The organism is Cryobacterium sp. TmT2-59, from assembly GCF_004403545.1.
In the GTDB taxonomy this organism is placed as follows: Bacteria; Actinomycetota; Actinomycetes; order Actinomycetales; family Microbacteriaceae; genus Cryobacterium; species Cryobacterium shii.
The window spans coordinates 18,968-37,291 of record NZ_SOGM01000093.1; the positions used below are offsets into that span (position 1 = coordinate 18,968).

17 protein-coding genes and 1 pseudogene are annotated in these 18,324 nt (G+C 68.8%); 8 read left to right on the top strand and 10 right to left on the bottom strand.

The window, feature by feature from the left end; genetic code table 11:
• Window positions 1-50 precede the first annotated feature (50 nt).
• Window positions 51-1,865, top strand: a complete 1,815-nt coding sequence (locus E3T24_RS14620; protein ID WP_134366433.1) for a DEAD/DEAH box helicase — start codon at window positions 51-53, stop codon at window positions 1,863-1,865.
• A 65-nt stretch (window positions 1,866-1,930) separates the two neighbouring features.
• Here the strand turns inward: E3T24_RS14620 and E3T24_RS14625 are convergent, their stop codons facing one another.
• Window positions 1,931-3,157, bottom strand: a complete 1,227-nt coding sequence (locus E3T24_RS14625; protein ID WP_134366432.1) for a PLP-dependent aspartate aminotransferase family protein — start codon at window positions 3,155-3,157, stop codon at window positions 1,931-1,933.
• A 106-nt stretch (window positions 3,158-3,263) separates the two neighbouring features.
• On the opposite strand from E3T24_RS14625, the gene E3T24_RS14630 reads away from it, so the two are divergent.
• Entirely contained in the window at window positions 3,264-3,743 is a 480-nt protein-coding gene (locus tag E3T24_RS14630) for an Lrp/AsnC family transcriptional regulator (protein ID WP_134366431.1), read from the top strand.
• A 130-nt stretch (window positions 3,744-3,873) separates the two neighbouring features.
• Here the strand turns inward: E3T24_RS14630 and E3T24_RS14635 are convergent, their stop codons facing one another.
• The 3 genes from E3T24_RS14635 to E3T24_RS14645 all read right to left on the bottom strand — a co-directional run bounded on the left by E3T24_RS14635 (window position 3,874) and on the right by E3T24_RS14645 (window position 6,054).
• Window positions 3,874-4,077, bottom strand: a complete 204-nt coding sequence (locus tag E3T24_RS14635; protein ID WP_035840308.1) for a cold-shock protein — start codon at window positions 4,075-4,077, stop codon at window positions 3,874-3,876.
• Window positions 4,078-4,325: 248 nt separating this feature from the next.
• Window positions 4,326-5,207 (bottom strand): DUF3097 domain-containing protein, encoded by an 882-nt coding sequence (locus E3T24_RS14640; protein ID WP_241975771.1) that lies wholly within the window; start codon window positions 5,205-5,207, stop codon window positions 4,326-4,328.
• Between the two features lie 43 nt (window positions 5,208-5,250).
• A complete protein-coding gene (locus tag E3T24_RS14645) occupies window positions 5,251-6,054 on the bottom strand; it encodes a slipin family protein (protein ID WP_134402365.1) in 804 nt (267 codons plus the stop codon).
• Window positions 6,055-6,184: 130 nt separating this feature from the next.
• Between E3T24_RS14645 and E3T24_RS14650 the strand changes: the two genes are divergently transcribed.
• From E3T24_RS14650 to E3T24_RS14655, 3 genes are all read left to right on the top strand, one after another.
• A complete protein-coding gene (locus tag E3T24_RS14650; RefSeq protein WP_134366429.1) occupies window positions 6,185-6,898 on the top strand; it encodes an SOS response-associated peptidase in 714 nt (237 codons plus the stop codon).
• A 95-nt stretch (window positions 6,899-6,993) separates the two neighbouring features.
• A complete protein-coding gene (locus E3T24_RS17460; protein ID WP_160141051.1) occupies window positions 6,994-7,158 on the top strand; it encodes a hypothetical protein in 165 nt (54 codons plus the stop codon).
• Window positions 7,159-7,318: 160 nt separating this feature from the next.
• The gene (locus E3T24_RS14655; protein WP_338144981.1) at window positions 7,319-7,891 is read left to right on the top strand and encodes an SMP-30/gluconolactonase/LRE family protein; all 573 of its coding nucleotides are present in this window, start codon (window positions 7,319-7,321) and stop codon (window positions 7,889-7,891) included.
• A gap of 48 nt (window positions 7,892-7,939) precedes the next feature.
• Here the strand turns inward: E3T24_RS14655 and E3T24_RS14660 are convergent, their stop codons facing one another.
• On the bottom strand, window positions 7,940-8,587 hold the full coding sequence (locus E3T24_RS14660; RefSeq protein WP_134366428.1) for a DUF1345 domain-containing protein: 648 nt from the start codon (window positions 8,585-8,587) through the stop codon (window positions 7,940-7,942).
• 159 nt (window positions 8,588-8,746) lie between these two features.
• Between E3T24_RS14660 and E3T24_RS14665 the strand changes: the two genes are divergently transcribed.
• Window positions 8,747-9,685, top strand: coding sequence for a DnaJ domain-containing protein (locus E3T24_RS14665; protein ID WP_134366427.1), 939 nt, complete (start codon window positions 8,747-8,749; stop codon window positions 9,683-9,685).
• Window positions 9,686-9,702: 17 nt separating this feature from the next.
• Here E3T24_RS14665 and E3T24_RS14670 read toward each other — a convergent pair whose 3' ends face one another.
• Window positions 9,703-10,578: a hypothetical protein gene (locus tag E3T24_RS14670; RefSeq protein ID WP_134366426.1), complete on the bottom strand. Its 876-nt coding sequence runs from the start codon at window positions 10,576-10,578 to the stop codon at window positions 9,703-9,705.
• Between the two features lie 36 nt (window positions 10,579-10,614).
• Window positions 10,615-11,430: a DUF4097 family beta strand repeat-containing protein gene (locus tag E3T24_RS14675; protein ID WP_134366425.1), complete on the bottom strand. Its 816-nt coding sequence runs from the start codon at window positions 11,428-11,430 to the stop codon at window positions 10,615-10,617.
• 92 nt (window positions 11,431-11,522) lie between these two features.
• Here E3T24_RS14675 and E3T24_RS14680 point away from each other — a divergent pair, with 92 nt between their 5' ends.
• Window positions 11,523-11,885, top strand: coding sequence for a hypothetical protein (locus tag E3T24_RS14680; RefSeq protein WP_134366424.1), 363 nt, complete (start codon window positions 11,523-11,525; stop codon window positions 11,883-11,885).
• Between the two features lie 64 nt (window positions 11,886-11,949).
• On the opposite strand, the gene E3T24_RS14685 is transcribed toward E3T24_RS14680, so the two are convergent.
• The gene (locus tag E3T24_RS14685; protein ID WP_134434778.1) at window positions 11,950-14,469 is read right to left on the bottom strand and encodes an FAD-dependent oxidoreductase; all 2,520 of its coding nucleotides are present in this window, start codon (window positions 14,467-14,469) and stop codon (window positions 11,950-11,952) included.
• Between the two features lie 195 nt (window positions 14,470-14,664).
• On the opposite strand from E3T24_RS14685, the gene E3T24_RS14690 reads away from it, so the two are divergent.
• Window positions 14,665-16,890 carry an MMPL family transporter gene (locus E3T24_RS14690; RefSeq protein WP_134434779.1) on the top strand — a complete coding sequence of 742 codons (2,226 nt, stop codon included), beginning with the start codon at window positions 14,665-14,667 and terminating at the stop codon, window positions 16,888-16,890.
• 6 nt (window positions 16,891-16,896) lie between these two features.
• Here E3T24_RS14690 and E3T24_RS14695 read toward each other — a convergent pair whose 3' ends face one another.
• On the bottom strand, window positions 16,897-18,063 hold the full coding sequence (locus E3T24_RS14695) for an XdhC family protein (protein ID WP_134404508.1): 1,167 nt from the start codon (window positions 18,061-18,063) through the stop codon (window positions 16,897-16,899).
• 36 nt (window positions 18,064-18,099) lie between these two features.
• Window positions 18,100-18,324: pseudogene (locus E3T24_RS17560) on the bottom strand (carbon monoxide dehydrogenase); the annotation flags it as partial.

Here is an 18,324-nt window from a genome sequence, read left to right on the forward strand (position 1 = left end):
GACGACCCGTGCGCGCGCAACGCGCGGCGCAACGGGTAAGTTCTTATGAAGTGAATACTCCACCTGCTTTCGGACCTGCCCAGGGGACGAGTGCAGCCGAACACCTCTCACCGTCCTTCCCGGAACGCGCCGCGTGGGGCACGGCGGGCAAGCTGCGCGCCTGGCAGGCCGAGGCCCTGGAAGCCTATTTCCTGCATCAGCCGCGCGATTTCCTCGCCGCGGCCACGCCCGGCGCCGGCAAGACGACCTTCGCCCTGCGGCTCGCCGCCGAGCTCAAGGCGCGCCGGTTGATCGACAGCATCACGGTGGTCGCACCCACCGAGCATCTCAAGCGCCAGTGGGCGGATGCCGCCGCGCGGGCGGGCATCCGGCTGGACCCGAACTTCAAGAACGCCAACGGCCGCTACGGCAACCACTACCACGGCATCGCCGTCACCTACGCCCAGGTGGCCAGTCGGGCCGCGCTGCACCGGCAACTCACGCAGTCCAGCCGCACCCTCGTGATCCTGGACGAGGTGCACCACGGCGGGGACGCCCTGAGCTGGGGCGACGCGATCCGGGAGGCGTTCGAACCGGCCACCCGCCGGCTCTCGCTGACCGGCACTCCGTTCCGCTCGGACACCTCGCCGATCCCGTTCGTGAGCTACCTGCCCGACGAGCACGGCATCCGTCTGTCCCAGAGCGACTACAACTACGGCTACGGCCGCGCCCTCGAAGACGGCGTCGTGCGCCCGGTCATGTTCATGGTCTACGCCGGGCACATGAAATGGCGCACCCGCGCAGGCGACGAGATGGAAGCGAAACTCGGCGAGGGCAACACCAAAGACATCACCTCCCAGGCCTGGCGCACCGCCCTGGAACCCACCGGCCAGTGGATCCCGGCGGTTCTGCGCGCCGCGGACTCGCGGCTGACCCAGGTGCGCCACGGCATCCCGGACGCCGGGGGACTGGTGATCGCGACCGACCAGACCATGGCACGCGCGTACGCGGCCATCCTGCAGGAGATCTCGGGGGAGTCGGTGACCGTCGTGCTCTCCGACGAGAAGGAGTCCAGCGACCGGATCGACGAGTTCTCGCACAGCACTTCGCGCTGGATGGTGGCGGTGCGGATGGTGTCCGAGGGCGTCGACGTGCCCCGTCTGGCCGTGGGCGTGTACGCGACCAGCGCATCCACCCCGCTGTTCTTCGCGCAGGCCATCGGCCGGTTCGTGCGCGCCCGCCGTCGAGGCGAGACGGCGTCGATCTTCCTGCCCAACGTGCCGAGCCTGCTCAGCCTGGCGAATGCGCTCGAGCTGGAGCGTGACCACGCCCTGGACCGCAGCAACCGGGATGACGGCGAAGACGGGATGTACAACCCCGAAGACGCCATGGTCGCCGACGCGAACAAGGCGGACAAGGCCTCCGACGACCTCGGCGAGGAATTCACCTGGCAGGCCATCGACTCCCAGGCCACCTTCGACATGGTCATGTTCAACGGGGACGAGTTCGGAGAGCTGGCCGAGCCGGGCACCGACGAGGAATTCGACTTCATCGGCATCCCGGGGCTGCTCGAACCCGAGCAGGTCTCCGAGTTGCTGCGCCAGCGACAGCACCGGCAGGCCAAGCGTTCCACGGACCGTCGCAAGGACCCGGTCACCGGCGAGATCGCACCGGAGGAGCCCCCGCCCCTGTACCGCACGCTGAAGGAACAGCGCACCCTGCTGGCGAGCCTGGTGGGCATGTGGTCGAAGCTGGCCCAGGAGCCGCACGGCATGGTGCACGCGGAACTCCGGCGCGAGTGCGGTGGTCCCGCCGTGGCGCAGGCCAGCGTGACGCAGTTGCAGAACCGGATCGACCTGCTCCGCCGCCGCCTCGGTCGCAGCTGAGCCCACTGTTCCCGTTCCGGTCGAGAGTGACCCGCGCAGCGGGCACTCTCGACCGGAACGGGAACTCAGGCGACGGCCTCCTGGGGCAGCGGGACCGCGCAGCCCCGGTCGACGGCGGCAGGCACGTCCAGTGCAGCCAGGATGTCGGCGAGCAGGTCGTCGGGGTGCTCCAGACCGATCGAGATGCGCACGATGCCCGCGCCCGGTCGCGCCCCGGCCTCGACCGGGCGGTGGGTCAGGGACGCCGGATGCTGCACCAGCGAATCCACCCCGCCGAGGGACACCGCGTGGGTGATCAGCCGGCAGGCTTCGGTGAAGCGGACGGCCGCGTCGAACCCGCCGGCGAAGTCGAGCGCGATGATCGACCCGGCACCCGTGCACTGGCGCCCGATCAGGTTCTGCGGGTCCTGCCCGGGCAGCCCGGGGTAGAGCACGCGGGCCAGGGCCGGATGGCCAACGAGGCCCTCGGCGACGGCTGCAGCGGTGGCCTGCTGGGCCCGCACGCGCACGGGAAGCGTGCGCAGGCCCCGGTGCAGCAGGTAGGCGGCGAACGGATGCAGGATGCCGCCGGTCAGCGCGCGCACCTGCCGCAGACGCACCAGCCAGTCCTCGGGGCCCGAAACCGTGCCGCCCATCACGTCCCCGTGGCCGCCGAGGAACTTGGTGGCACTGTGCAGCACCAGGGTCGCGCCCGCCTCCACCGGTCGCTGCAGCACCGGGGTGGCGAAGGTGTTGTCCACGAGCACGGGGACCCGGCCGGCGGCATCCGCCACGGCCCGGATATCGGTCAGGGCCAGGCTGGGGTTCGCGGGCGACTCGAGGATGACCAGCCCGGTGTCGGACCTGATTGCCGCCGCCACGCCGGCAGCGTCGACCCAGGTGACCGTCGTGCCGAGCAGACCGGTGGCCAGCACATGGTCCGTCCCGCCATAGATCGGACGCAGAGCCACGATGTGCGGCGTGCCGGCGGCGACGGATGCGATCAGCACGGCCGCCAGCGCGGCCATCCCGCTGGCGAAGGCGACGGTGCCCTCCGTACCCTCCAGGGCGGAGAGAGCGGTCTCGAACCGGGCCACGCCGGGCTGCCAGAGCCTCTGGTACACCGCGGAGTCCCCAGCACCGATGACGCCGCCGGTGGCCAGATTCTCGTAGGAGTCGCCGCCGCGCTCCACCCCGGCCAGGGGATTGGTTGTGGACAGGTCGATCACCGGCACATGGGAACCCGACTCGGTCACACCCTCCATCCCGGCGTGCACGGCGATGGTTTCCAGGTGCGGCGTCGTTGGCATCATGCTCAGACGAAAACAGATTCTGTCCTCGTCCGCAATAGGGCCTGCAGACCCTTCCGAAACCCGGCCGATCGTCGCATAAACTGCTCAGTGACGAAAGAGTGAGCCGATGGAACCGAAGAAAACCGAAATCGACCGCGTCGACCGCGCCCTGCTGCGTGCGCTGTCCATCAACGCCCGCGCCTCCGGGGCCGCACTGGCCGCCGAAATCGGGGTTGCGGAATCCACGGTGTCGCTGCGCCTGCGCCGGCTCCAGCAGCTCGGCCACATCCGCGGCTACCGCGCGATCATCGATCTCGCCGCGCTCGGGGCATCTCTGCAGGCGCTGATCTCGATCCGGCTGGTCAAGCATGCCCGCGGACAGATCGACGAGTTCCGGGATGCGGCACCGCACTGGCCCGGAGTGATCGGCCTGTTCCACACTGCGGGGGCCGACGACTATCTCCTGCACGTGGCCGCGGCGGATGCCTCCGGCCTGCGGGACTTCGTGCTCGAGCACCTCGCCGAGCACCCGGCGGTGGCGCACACCGAGACCAACCTGATCTTCGAGTACGTCGACGGTGACGGCTGGCAGGACCTGGTCAAGTAGGCGCCGGCTCCCTCGGCTGAGGAGGGTCCGGCTTAACGAGACAACGCCCCTGCCGAAGCAGGGGCGTTGTCGAAGCTCAGTAAGGCCGTGAAGCCTGAAGAGCAGTTGCGCTATTTAGCTTTGCAGCTATTTAGAGGGCGCGGATGTTCTCGGCCTGAGGACCCTTGGGGCCCTGGGTTACCTCGAACTCGACCTTCTGGTTCTCGTCGAGGGACTTGTAGCCGTTCGAGGCGATCGCGGAGTAGTGCGCGAACACGTCGGCGCTTCCGTCGTCGGGAGCGATGAAGCCGAAGCCCTTTTCAGCGTTGAACCATTTCACGGTACCTGTTGCCATTTTTGAAACTCCTCCAGGAGTGTTAGAAAGGCCCCGACTTTCGAGGCCGTTCGTCGCGGTATTCGTCGTCCGCTTCCGAAAGGAATACGCCGCACTGACCGAGGTCACTGCGTTTTAAGACGTGCAAGCACTACAACTACTGAGTTAACTCTAGCCCACATCGCTCGTTCCTGCCCGGATTGTCAGCTGATTCGGTTCCAAAGCGTTACGTTTCTTCACATATCCGCCAGAAAGTGAGGCACTCTGCACTATTCAACGGTCACGAAATCGATCAACTGTTCCACTCGGCCCAGGAATTGCGGTTCGAGGTCCGCGTACGACCTCACCCGTCCGAGAATCCGCTGCCAGGCCCGGGCGATGTCCGCCTGCTCCTCGTGCGGCCAGCCGAGGGCCTCGCAGATTCCGTGCTTCCACTCGATCGTGCGCGGAATCACCGGCCACGCCTCCCAGCCGAGGCGCTCCGGCTTCACGGCCTGCCAGACGTCGACGTACGGATGCCCGACCACGAGCACATTCCGGCCGTGCGGCCCGCTGGCCACGGCCTGGGCGATCCGGCTCTCCTTGGACCCCGCGACCAGATGGTCGACGAGCATCCCGACCCGCCGCCCGGGAGCGGGACGGAATTCCGCCAGGAGTTCCTCGAGGTTGTCGACGCCCTCGATGTACTCGACCACCACCCCCTCGATGCGCAGGTCGGCGCCCCAGACCTTTTCGACGAGTTCGGCGTCGTGCCGGCCCTCGACGAAGATGCGGCTGCCCCTGGCCACCCGTGCGGGCGCATCCGTCACCGCCACCGAGCCGGAGGCCGTGCGTGCGCGCCCCTGCGGCGTCCGCGGCTTGGGGGCGACGAGGACGACCGGCTGGCCGTCGAGCAGGAATCCGCCGCCGAGGGGGAACAAGCGCAGTTTTCCGTGGCGGTCCTCCAGGGTGACGATCTTCTTCTCGATCCGGATCACGGCGCCGCAGAAGCCGGTCGCCACCTCCTCGACCACGAGATCGGGCGTCGCTTCCTGAGTCGGAACAATCGTACGGCCGACCTCCCGCCACCCGGGTGAGAGCACATCCGCGCTGTACCGATCCGCTTCGTCCCGACCCTGCACGTTCCGACCCTGCATGTTCCGCCCGTTCATTCCGCCACCCTCGCTCCCGCGCCCCGCGGCGCCGGAATCGACGCTAGCGGATGCCCCGGGCGATCGCGTCCGCGGCCTTGGTCTCCCGGGCGAGGAAGTCGCCCAGCTCGCCGACGGTGCTCATCAGGGGAGCGGGGAACACGACAACGGTGTTCTTGTCCACGCCGATCTCGACCAGGCTCTGCAGGTTGCGCAACTGCAGTGCCAGCGGGTGGGCCATCATGATGTCGCTGGCTTCGCCCAGCGCGGCAGCGGCCAGCGACTCGCCTTGCGCGTTGATGATCTTGGCGCGCTTCTCCCGCTGGGCCTCCGCCTGCTTCGCCATGGCGCGCTTCATGCTGTCGGGCAGGAGGATGTCCTTGAGTTCCACCAGTGTGACCTCGACGCCCCAATCGAGGGTGCGCGCGTCCAGGATCTCCCGGATGTTGAGGTTGAGGACGTTCGTCTCGGCGAGCGTTTCATCGAGCGTGTGCTGACCTACCACCTTGCGCAGTGTGGTCTGGGCGATCTGGTCGATCGCCGCCTTCACGTCCTCGATCGCGACCACGGACCGCACCGGGTCGACGATCCGGTAGTACGCGACCGCGGACACGCCGACGCTGACGTTGTCCTGGGTGATGATGCCCTGGGACTGGATCGGCAGCGTCACGATCCGAAGGGCCACCCGGTGGAGCACGTCGACGAACGGAATGATGAAGGTCAGCCCGGGCAACCGGGTGCCGATCAACCGTCCGAAGCGCAGCACCACGCCCTGCTCGTACTGTTTGATCACCCGCATCGACATCAGTAGAACGAGCACACCGAGCAGAAGGAGGACCACCAGGACGATTGCCGCCGTCGTGTTCATCGGAACCCCTCCACCGGGTCGGGAATGGCCTTCCTCCATGTTCACCCGGCGGGGCGGATTTGGCCAGTGCTGGACAGTGCCGGGCCACGGGCAGGACGGTTCCGTCGCCGGTCGGTAGTAGCCTGTCGCTATGTGCGGTCGCCTCATCATCACGGATACGGCGTCCGATCTCGCCGCGATGTTCGACGTCGAACACGAGGGCGAGAACCTCCCGGAGCCGTCCTGGAACATCGCCCCCACCGAGCAGATCCCGATCGTGCTCGAGTCGGCGAAGTCCGGCGACGTCGTGCGCCGCCTCGAGGCGGCGCGCTGGTCGCTGGTTCCGTCGTTCGCCACCGAGCTGGCCTCCGGCTTCCCGACGTTCAACGCCCGTTCCGAAACGGTCGGTGGGAAGGCGTCCTTCGCCGACTCGGTCGTCTCCCGCCGTGCACTCGTGCCGGCCACCGGCTACTACGAGTGGCGCACGGACGGCGCCGTCAAGACGCCCTACTTCATCCACTCGGATGACGGCCTCCCGCTGGCCCTGGCCGGACTCTATTCCTGGTGGCGCAACCCGGCCGTTTCCGACACCGACCCGTCCCGCTGGGTGCTGTCCGCCACGATCCTGACCCAGGCGGCCGGGGGTCCGCTGGCCGATCTCCACGACCGCATGCCCGTCATCCTCGCGGAGGAATGGTGGGACCAGTGGCTGGACCCGCACACTCCGGGAGACCAATCGTTCGTGGACGGGGCCGTCGCGGCGTCCCGCGACGCCGCAGACGCACTCCGGTTCCACGAGGTGGCCCCGATCAGGGGAAACGGGCCGGAACTGATCGAGCCGGCCGGCGACCGCCCGGGCGCGTAACCGGGGCCGCGGCCCGGTTTCCACCCCGCGAACCGGTACGCTCGAACCATCGGCCCGGCGAACCTGCGTGGGCACCGTTCGAAAGGGCCCCCACCATGAACGTCATCTACTTCATCATCTCGATGGCCGTCTTCACCTTCGGCCTCTGGCTCTTCGGGTTCGCCTTCGAGGCGCCCACGCTCCAGGCCCCGCTCTTCATCGGCGGCGTGCTGGTCGTCTCCCTCGCCGTGGCGATCCCGGTCCAGATCCTCCGCGACTAGCGATTCCCGGCAGCGGACGTGCTCGCCGAGCAGAGAACGGACCCGGTCGCCTTCCACGCCGAAGGGCCGGTCTGGTCTGAGTCCTGGGGTGGCCTGCGCTGGGTGTTCATGTTCGCCGGGGACGTGCTCTCCCTCGTCGGAGACACGATTCATCGCCGCCATGTCGGTGGGATGGTGGCGGCGCTGCGACCCGGACGGGCGCGTCTACTGCGGGTCCATGGCCTACGACCAGCGGCCCGGAGCCGGGATCCTGCACCGCCTCGACCCCGACGGCACCGTGACCCCGGTCCTGTCGAACCTGAGCATTCCCAACGGGCTGGACTGGAGCCCGGACGGGTCCCTGGCCTATTTCAATGACACCCCCACCGGCCGGGTCTCGGTCCTCGACTACAGCCGCGAGTCCGGGCTCACGGGGTTGCGCACCTTCGTCGAGATTCCGCCGGGCGCCGGTTATCCGGACGGCCTCACAGTGGACAGCGAGGGTGCCGTCTGGGTGGCTCTCTACGGCGGATCCGCCGTGCACCGCTACAGCCCGGCCGGCCGGCTGGACGAGATCGTCGAGGTGGCCGCGCAGAACGTGACCGCCTGCACGTTCGGCGGGCCGCACCTGGACCGGCTCTTTATTACCACGTCCCGGGAAAACCTTCACCCCGGACAGGACCCGCTGGCCGGATCGCTTTTCGCCGCCGACGTCGGCGTGGCCGGGCTGCCGGTTCGGGAGTTCTTCGGCTGAATCCGGGAGGCCTCCGGTTCTCGTGCTGCCCAGCCCAGCGGGCCGTCCTCAGCGCAGCAGGCCGGCCACCAGATTGATCAGGGTGGCCAGGATGAATGAGCCGAACACATACGAGAGAAGGCCGTGACGGAGCGCCGTCATCCGGATGCGGTGGTCCTGAATGCTCGTATCCGACACCTGGAACGTCATCCCGAGGGTGAAGCCCAGGTAGGCGAAGTCACCGTAGTTCGGCGGGGCCGGCTGGTTGAAGTCCACCCCGCCGTCGGGGCCCGCATAGTAGAGCGAGGCGTAACGCAGGGTGAAGAGGGTGTGCACCAGCACCCAGGACAGGCCCACGCTCAGCACGGCCGCCGCCGCCAGGACGCCCCGTTGCGTGCCCGTGGTGGCGTGGGTTTGGACCATCAGGAAGACCAGGGCGCCCAGACTGCCGAGGCTGCTCAGCAGGATCAGGATGTCCGCCACGCCGCGCGAGGGGTCCTCCCTGGTCGCGTGGCTGGCCGTCAGGTTGCTGTCCATCGGGCCGATCGTCGCCCACACCCAGGTGACGTAGGTCACGCAGGCGGCTGCCCAGCCGACGATGGGCGCCATCACCCCTTCGCTGGTGAAGCCCATCCCGGTGGCGGCGAGCACCCCGACGCAGAACATCGCCACCAGTCGGGTGCTCGAGCGGTGGATCCTGCGATCGTGCGTCGTCATACGCTGATCGTCGCACGGAATCGTCACCACGTTCGGCGGGCGCACCCGGCGCGCCCGGCGATATGCCAGCCAGGATCGGTAGTCTGGACGAACGATCGGCCGACTGCACCACACGGCCACACCCTGTCGACCGCACCAACGCTGAAAGAGACCGCGAGGATGTCAGAGAGCCCGGCCGCGGCGTCACCCTACGAGGTGCTGGGCGTCAGCCCCACCGCGAGCGACGACGAGTTGCGGCGCGCCTATCGCGGGCTCCTGCGCCGCACGCATCCGGATGTCGGGGGAGACGCCGCTGCGTTCCACCGGGGCCAGGTGGCCTGGGAACGCGTGGGGACCCCGGACGCCCGGGCGGCCTACGACCGGATGCGCTACCCCGATTCCGGGGCCGAGCCGGAGAGCACGGTGTACGCGTCTTCTGCTGCTCCGCGGGGTCAGGCCACCCGCACCGGGCTGCGCGCCCGGATGTACGGCCACCCCGGCGGCCTCGCTCGACAGCGTTACCTGGATCTGCTCCGCGAGTGGGCCGGACGCGGCACCTCCATCGACGATCCCTACGCCCCGGCCCTGATCCGCTCGGCGCCGCGGGAGATCCGCCACTTCCTCGCCAAGGCGCTGGCCGAGGAGTCCACGGCGCAGCTCGTTTCCGCCCTCGGTATCGGCTTCACTGCCTGGCATGACGTGGCCGCGGGATCGTCCGGAGCCAAGGTGGACCACGTCGTGCTCGGTCCGGCGGGGCTGTTCGCTGTCCTGTCCGAGGACTGGGGCGGCCCGGTGCAGCTGCGCCGCGGGGAGCTCGTCGGCGACGCCCTCGGACCGGGCGACACTCCGATTCAGGACTTCGAGGCGGCCGCACGCGCTCTATCCAAGCAGCTGCGGGTCAAGTTCACCGCCCTCGTGGTCGCGCTGCCCGACGACGCACTGGCGGACCCGCTCATCGTGCCGGGGCGCGGGCGCCGCCCGACCGTGGTCACCGTGCCGAGGTCCCGCCTGATCGGCCTGCTGCGGGAAGGCCTGCCCGGCATGGAACGCGGCAGTTTCGAGAAGGTCTTCGAGCTGCGGAGCCGCCTGCAGGACGGTATCCGCTTCAGCGTGGACTAGCCTGTTCGGAGCAGCGCTCAGCGCAGCCCGAGCCGGTCCACCCAGGAGCCGAGGAACTGTGCTCCGGCCGCGTCGTGGACGAGGTCACCCTCCACGATCACCGGGTAGGGCCGCTCGAGGATGCCGTCCGCGGGCCGCACGTCCACATGGGAGACGTCGTAGCCGGCGGCGTGCAGGTGATCGGCCATCAGGTAGTCGCTGCGGGAATCCCCGACCGAGCGCCAGACCCGGGGGAGCGGGCCGGAAACCGAGAAGAAGTCCAGTGCCCGCCTGGCGCCGTGGTCCTTGTCGAGGGTGACGGACTCGATGTCCGTCGAGATGATCGTCGGGTCGATCCGGAATGGCACGGCACCGTGCGCGTCCGGGTGGACCCGTCCGCCGAAACGGATGCCCAGCCCCAGCCCGGTGAGCAGGGTGAACGCGGCCTCGTTGAAGTCCGCGGCCGCGACCTGGTAGGCGGCGTGGTCGGCATCCGTGCGCTGTTCGACCGAAACCATGGCCTGCTTGGTCTCGTCGAAGAACATGGTGTCGCTGAATCGGTCGGCGACGAGAGCGCGGATGCCCTCGACCGCCGGGGTGGGCAGCGCAACGCTGTCGTCGACGACGACCTCACCGATGCCGGCGGCGGTGATGGGGAACCAGACGGCGCCCTTCTCGCAGACGCCGTACATGCGCATGGTCTCGGGCAGGCCGGCGGCGCGGAGCGGCAAAACCACCTCATCCCGAATGAAGGCGACCGAACGGCCGGTGATGAACGCGATCGGCACGTTGGCGCGGGCCAGGAGGATCAGGTCCGTGATGATGCTCGGGGTGGCGACGGTGCGGGTGACCGGGCTGGCGATGGGCCCGTCCACGTCGAGGAGCAGGCCGAGGGGGGAGGGGGCGTCAGACATGGTCCCAGTCTTTCACGACCGGTCAGTCGCGGCCGGTCAACGCCGACTGATCGTCACGTTCCCGTTGGTGGTGGACGCCGTGATGGTGCGCCGTGACGAGGGATCGGTGGGCACCGAACCGCTCTCGATCGTGCCGTTGGTCGTGTGCGCGTCGACGGCGTAGGTCGTGTCGTCACCCGGAACACGCACCGTGACCGTGCCGTTCGTGCTCCGGGCCACGACCGCGGACGGCGGTGCGGCGAAGTCCAGTTCGACTTTCCCGTTGGTCGTGGTGGCGTTCACACGGCGCGAGGCGGACTCCAGCACCCGGATCGCGCCATTGGTCGTGATCAACTCGACGTCGCCGCGGGTCCCGGTCATCTGGATCCCGCCGTTCGTGGTGACGAGTTTCTGCGAGCCGGTCAGCCCGGAGGCCGAAAGCCCGCCGTTCTGGGAGGTCACGGTGAGTGGCAGTGAAGCCGGCATCGTCACCTTCAGCTGCAGGGAGCAGTAACCGAACCACTGCCTCGGGCAGCCCCCGGTGATGGTCGTGACATCATCGGACGTCGTCACGGACAGCGTGGGCGTCGCACCGAAGTAGGTTCCGCGGGCGTCCACGTGCACCTGGCCGTCCGTGCTGGGTCGGAGGTCGATCGACGCGTTCGGCACGTCGGCGAGCACCCGGGCCCCCGCCTCCACGTTCCGGGCGCTCTCGAACGACCCGCCCACGGTGCCGCGGAGCAGGGTAGCGACCAGGATCACGCCCAGCACCGTCGCAACGGCGATCAGGGACAACCCGATGATGAGCGCTGTTCGGCTGGCCGTCGACATTCGCTGGCTCTCGTGCGTCGGCCGAGTCGGTGTGGTGGTCATCTCACCCTCCCAGGTTTGCGCCGGACCCCTTGCGCCTGAGGATACCCGGCCCGGGGGACACGGACACCGGCCAGCGCCTATTCTTAATCGACATGATTACGAGACGAATGGCTGCCCTGCGCCTTGACATCCCGCTCGAGATGGCACACCGCCACGAACTCCCGGCGCGGATGTCCGAGGCTGAACTTGCCGAGATCGAGCGCAACCCTCCCGCCTGGCTGGTGCAGTCGCGGGCCAACCGCACCGGCAAGAAACCGGTCTGGGTGGAACTCCGGTGCGCTGTCTGTGGGTACACCGAGGCCGCACGCCCGAAAAAGTGGTGGCCCGAGTTCACATACCTCACCTGCGACTTTCATGGCTCCGATGAGCTCCCGGATGCGGCGGCCGGGCTCAGCCGCACGGAGGTCGACGGCATCGGCAGCCGCTTCATCGGGATCGTGGACGAGGCTCCCTGAACCCCCATTCCACGGGGCTGACGGTGAGGAGACCGGGCGGGCCCCTCACCGTCACGTACCCGGGCTAGATGAACAGCGTCGTGGTCGAGTCTGAGGCTTCACCGAGGAATGTCGCCACGCCGCCGAGCTCCACGCCCTCCATCAGGTCCGACGGGGCGATGCCCAGTAGGTCCATCGTCATGGTGCAGGCGATGAGGCGGGCCCCACCGGCCTGGGCCGATGAGATCATGTCCGGCAGGGAGGCGACCGAGTTGTCCTTCATGACCTTCTTGATCAGAGCGGCGCCGGCGCCGAGCATGTTCATCTGCGAGAGGGGCATGCTGCCGGCGCCGGCAGGCATCATCGTGGCGAACATCTTGTCCATCAGTTTGCGGTCGCGCTTGGGCGCGTCCGGACGTCGCAACGAGTTCAGGCCCCAGAACGTGAAGAACATCGACACCTCGTCGCCCATGGCGATCGCACCGTTGGCGATGATGAAGGCGGCCAGGACCTTGTCGAGGTCGCCGGAGAACACCACGAATGAGGTCTTTCCGGGCTTCTTCTCCGCCGGAACACCCACGTTCTGGGCGGTCGCGACGACCGCTCCGCCCTTCCGCATCGTGGCGACGTAGCCTGGTCCCTCTGGTTCGATCGCCAGCAGCTGGTGGCCGTTTCGTTTGGCCCAGGCCGGGGCATCGTTGGCGAAGCCCGGGTCGGAGACGTGTACGACGATCTCGTCTCCCGGGGTCAGCGACCGAATGTTCTCGGAGAGTTTCATGATCGGGCCGGGGCAGGCCAGGCCGGAGCAATCCAGATCCACGCGCACGCCCGTGCCCTGGGCCAGGGCCGCGGTCGCCGCCGCTGCGGCGACGATGTCGACCGACTCGGCATACGAGGTCATCGGCAGGGGTGGTTCGTCGCTTTCAGGCTTCACCTCGTGCCAGGACCGGAAGGTGTCCGAGCCGCCGGAGAGGGTCGCGACATCCGTGAAGCCCCGCTGCACGAGTGCCCGGTAGCCGAGGTAGCTGCGGAACCCGACCGCGCAGTACAGGCGCAGGGGAGTCGACCGATCCCAGTTCTCGCAGGCCTCCCGGACGGTGCCGAGCGGTACGTTCTCGGCCCCGGGCAGGTGCCAGATCGAGAACTCCTCGGGCGTGCGCACGTCGATCAGGCGCGCGCCTGACGTCGCTGCCGGGTAGTCCTGGGCGTACCAGAGCGAGAGGTCACCGCGCAGAACGTTGCTGGCGACGAACCCGGCCATGTTCACCGGGTCTTTCGCCGAGCCGAACGGCGGGGCGTAGGCGAGCTCGAGCTCCTCGAGGTCGTAGACGGTCAGGCCGGCGCGGAGCGCCGTGGCGAGCACGTCGAGGCGTTTGTCGACACCGTCGAAGCCAGCGGCCTGAGCGCCGAGAATGCGCCCGGTCTCCGGGGCGAAGAGCACCTTGAGCTGCATCATGGCGGTTCCGGGGTAGTAGCCGGCGTGACCCGACGGATGCACGTGCACGGCCCGGTAGGGCAGGTCGGCGGCGAGGAGCTGCCGCTCGGTGGCGCCGGTACCGCCGGCCACCATGTCGAAGACCTTCACGATCGAGGTGCCCTGGGTGGACTTGTATTCGGTCGTGCGCCCGCAGATGTTCTCCGCGGCGACGCGAGCCTCGCGGTTGGCCGGGCCGGCCAGGGGGGCCAGCCACTGCCCGGGCAGCACGGTGTGCGGAGTCTCCACGGAGTCGCCGGCCGCCCAGATGTGCGGGTCGGAGGTCTGCATGTGGGTGTCGACGGTGATTCCGCCGCGCGGACCGATGTCCAGCCCGGCCGCTGTCGCGAGGGCGGTGTTCGGCCGCACCCCGGCCGAGAGGATGACAAGGTCGGCTTCGAGGACGCTGCCGTCGGTCAGTTCCACGTTCAGCCCCCCGCCTGTGCGGGCGGTGAAAGCGGCGGCGGCGGTGGACAGGTGCAGGGTGATGCCCCGGCTGCGGATGTGGTGTTCCACCGGAACCGACATCTCGTGGTCGAGCGGGGGCAGAATCTGGTCGCTCATCTCGACGACGTCGACGACGGCGCCGCGGTGCTTGAGGTTCTCGGCCATCTCCAGCCCGATGTACCCGGCGCCGATCACAACGGTGCGAACCGGGCCGCGGGCGCCCAGCTTGGTCTGGACGAGGGCGGAATCGAGCTGAGCTTTAATGGAATCCATGTCGCCGATCCGGCGCAGAACGTGCACGCCGGCCAGGTCGATGCCGGGCAGGGGAGGCCGCAACGGCTCGGCGCCAGGGCATAACGCGAGGGCGTCGTAGCTTTCGACGTATTCGCGTCCGCTGTCGACCTCGCGGATGGTCACGGTTTGTGAGGTGCGGTCGATCCCCGTGACCTCATGGCCCACGCGCACGTCGATGTCGAGGGATTCGCGCAGGCTCTCCGGCGTCTGTAAGAGGAGGCGGCTGCGATCGGTGATCACCTCGCCGACGTGGTAGGGCAGACCACAATTGGCGAACGAGACGTGGTGGCCCCGTTCGAGAACCACGATTTCGGCGAACTCGTCCAGACGACGGGCGCGCGCGGCCACGGAGGCGCCGGCTGCGACTCCACCAACGACGACGATTTTCATGAGGTGCCTTTCGGTTGGCCAGGAGAGCGTTCAGGCCAACCCGGAAGATACCCCCAAGGGTATGTGGGGCTGAGTTCTGACTTTACACCCTGGCCTCCGGGTCTTCGGTATCGAAAGACGGGGGGCCGGGCCGCCGGGAGGCGAGCGAGGGAGTATTTTGGCGGTAGCCGCCCACTGACAGGAGGACTAGCGACCATGCTTCGCGCTCTCGGTGTCTTCGTAGCCCGCCATCGACTGAGCGCACTGCTGGCGTGGGTGATCCTGATCGGGGCCTGCGTGGCGACCGCGCTGTTCGGGGTCACCGGGGAGAGCCTGTTCCAGCGACTCTCCAGTGCCGGGCCGTCCGTCGCGGGCGAGGCCAGTCAGGCCGCGGACCTGTTGCAGGACCCCGCGGCCGACGAAACGGAGTCCCTGTCGCTGCTCATCCACGGCGTCGACCTGTCCGCTCACGAACTGGTCTGGATCCTCTCCTCGGCCACCCTGGACCTGAACGAGATCGACGGTGTCACCTCGGTGGTGAACCCGCTGACCATCCCGCCGCTTCCCGATGGGCAGCCGAACCCCGCCGCGGCACCGCTGCTGGCTCCCGACGGCACCGGTCTGCTGTTGAACCTGGAAATGACGACGACCGACGGGGACCCCAGCGATCGGGTGCTCACCGACGTCGAGCGCCGCCTGGGCACAGCGGCCGACGAGGTTCGGCAGGTCGAACCGGACGCGGTTGCGGAGGTCGGCGGCACCCCGTTGCTGATGGATTCGCTCGTGGCCGTGGCGGAAGCAGACCTGCAGAAGGGCGAGCTGATCGCGTTGCCGATCGCCCTGATCGTCATGCTCATCATTTTCGGCGGGTTCCTGGCCGCGGGCATCCCGCTGATCGGCGCCCTCGCCTCCATCGCCGGCGCCCTCGGCGCCCTCTTCGTGTTCAGCCACCTGATGGAGATCGACACCACGGTCCTCAACGTCATCACCGTGATCGGCCTGGGCCTGTCCATCGACTACGGGCTGCTGATCGTCAGCCGATTCCGGGAGGAGTTCCGGCTCCTCGTCGCGCGGGTCGGCGAGCAAACCCGCACGGAGCGGCACGAGCTGATGCTGCAGGCCGTCGGTGTCACGGTCGACACGGCCGGCCGCACCGTGCTCTATTCCGGCCTGACCTTCGCCATCGCCACGGTCGGCCTGCTCGTTTTCGAGCCGACCATCATCCGTGCGATCTCCATCGGCGCGGTCTCGGTGGTGTTGATCGCGATCCTGACGGCCCTCGTGCTCGTGCCGGCGCTGCTCGGCTTCTTCGGCGAGCGGCTGCTGATGCCGGGCGTGCTGACGCGCATTCCAGGCCTGGGCACGCTCCTGACCCGCTTCGGCGACGTCGCACCACCGGAGGGCGTCTTCTCCCGGCTCACCCGTCTGGTGCAGCGTGCACCCGCGCTCGTGGCCCTGGGCGGCATCGCCGTGCTGCTCCTGCTGGGCAGCCCGGTCCTGAACATGAACGTGTCCAGCGGCGGCGCGGACGCGATCCCGAAGGCTTCGACGCAGTACGAGTTCGTCACGGCGCTGAACGACCACTTCCCGCTGGCGAGCGCGCCGCTGGTGCAATTGGTGGCGGCCACCGACGAAGCCTCCGCCGCGGCCTGGACGGAGGAGGTTGCCGCCCTGCCGCACGTCACCGGGACCACGCCCCCGGCCCAGGTGAACGGGTACTGGGTGTCCCGCGTCGGCGTCGACCAGAACGAGGGGCCCGGTGTCGTCCGCGAAATCAGGGCCGATCGGCCCGCGTTCGACAACTGGGTCGGCGGAACGGATGCGGCGTCAGTCGACTACACCGATTCGCTCCTCCGCGGGGCTCCCTGGGCGGCCCTGATCATCGGCGGCGCCACGTTTGTGCTCCTGTTCCTGATGACCGGATCCGTGGTCATTCCGCTTACCGCGCTCGTGGTGAGCGTGATCTCCCTGGGGGCATCCGTCGGCATCCTGGTCTGGGGCTTTCAGGAGGGCAATCTGGCCGGGCTGCTCAACTTCGACGCCGCGACCATAGCCGGCGTCGACCCCCTGGTGCTCACCCTGGTGCTGACTTTCGGGTTCGGCCTGGCGATGGACTACGAGATGTTCCTGCTCGCCCGGATCAAGGAGCACCACGAGCAGGGGGAGAGCACCCGCCGTTCCATCGAGACGGGTCTGCAGAGCTCGGGTCGGATCATTTCCTCGGCGGCTCTCATCATCGTGATCGTCTTCGCCGGCTTCGCCACCGGAGACCTGCTGCAGATGAAGCAGATCGGAATCGCCCTGGCCGTGGCCGTGCTCCTGGACTCCACCCTGGTGCGCACGATCGTGGTTCCGGCCGTGATGACCTCCCTCGAACGGAGCCTCTGGTGGGCGCCGAAATGGATGCACCCGATCCACGCGCGGTTCGGAATGCGCGAATAGCGCAGGCTATTCCGGCGCCGCCGGGGCTGCCAGGGGCGGGACCGATTCGTCCTGGTCGTCGTGATGGATGCGGTCGACCAGACCGCTGAGCGGCTCACCGCTGCCACCCCACTGCAGGGCAATGATCTCGGCTGCGATCGACACGGCCGTCTCCTCCGGTGTCCGTGAGCCCAGATCCAGCCCGATCGGGCTGTGCAGCCGGTCCAGTTCCGCCTCGTCCAGGCCGGCGTCGCGCAGCCGGGCCAGGCGGTCCTCGTGGGTGCGCCGCGAGCCCATCGCACCGATATAGGCGAACTGCTCGCTTCGCAACGCCACCTCCAGGAGAGGCACATCGAATTTCGGGTCGTGGGTGAGCACACACAGCACCGTGCGGTTGTCGACGAGGCCGGCGGCCAGCTGCTCGGCGAGGTAGCGGTGCGGCCAACCGACGATCACCTCGTCGGCGTCGGGGAATCGCGCCGCCGTGGCGAACACGGCGCGGGCGTCGCACACGGTGACGCGATAGCCGAGGAAAGCGGCCAGGCGGGCCAGTGCCGCCGCGAAGTCGATCGCGCCGAAGACCAGCATTCGCGGGCGGGGGGCATAACTGTTGAAGAAGACCCGCATTCCTTCGCCGCGCCGCTCGCCATCGGGGCCGTAGGTGAGCGTGCTGTTCCGGCCGGCGGCGAGCAGCCCTTGGGCGTCATCGCTGATGGCGCGGTTGGCATGCTCCGAGCCCACGTCGCCGTCGAAGCCGTGCGGGCGCACGATCAGGTGCCGGCCCAGCCAGGTGGCGTCGGGGTGTTCGATGACGGTCGCGACTCCCACCGGCAGGGAGCCGGCAATGTCGTGCTGCACCGCGGCCAGTTCCGGGAAGCTCTCCCGGTTGACGCGTTCGACGAAGACATCGAGGATGCCGCCGCAGGTGAGGCCGACTGAGAACGCGTCATCGTCGCTGATCCCGTACCGCACCAGAACGGGCCGGCCGTCCTCGATGACCTGGGAACCGAGTTCGTAGACGGCGCCTTCGACGCACCCGCCGGACAGCGAGCCGACGACGGTGCCGTCCTCGGAGACCAGCATCGACGCTCCCGCCGGTCTCGGCGCGGACTTGAACGTGCGGACGACGGTGGCGAGCGCGGCGGCGCCGCCGGTGTGCCAGCCCGCGAGCAGGGGATCCAGGACCTCACGCATTGCGGTGGAACCTTTCCGGTGTGCTCACCCGACGGCCTAGCGCCCGCCGGCGCGGCGGCCGATGCGGTAGGAGATGTACGCGACCGCGGCGAGCAGGCCGAGCAGCCTGGGCAGGCTGCTGAGCTGGTCGGTCAGGATGCCTTTGGCGAGAGTGAGGGCATTCAGGCTGGTCTCGGCGGGGGCGACCGCGGGCCGGGCCGGCGGCGGTGGAACGGTCGCCGGTGCGGCTGCCAGGGGCGTCGCCGCGGGGGGCGCGGCGGG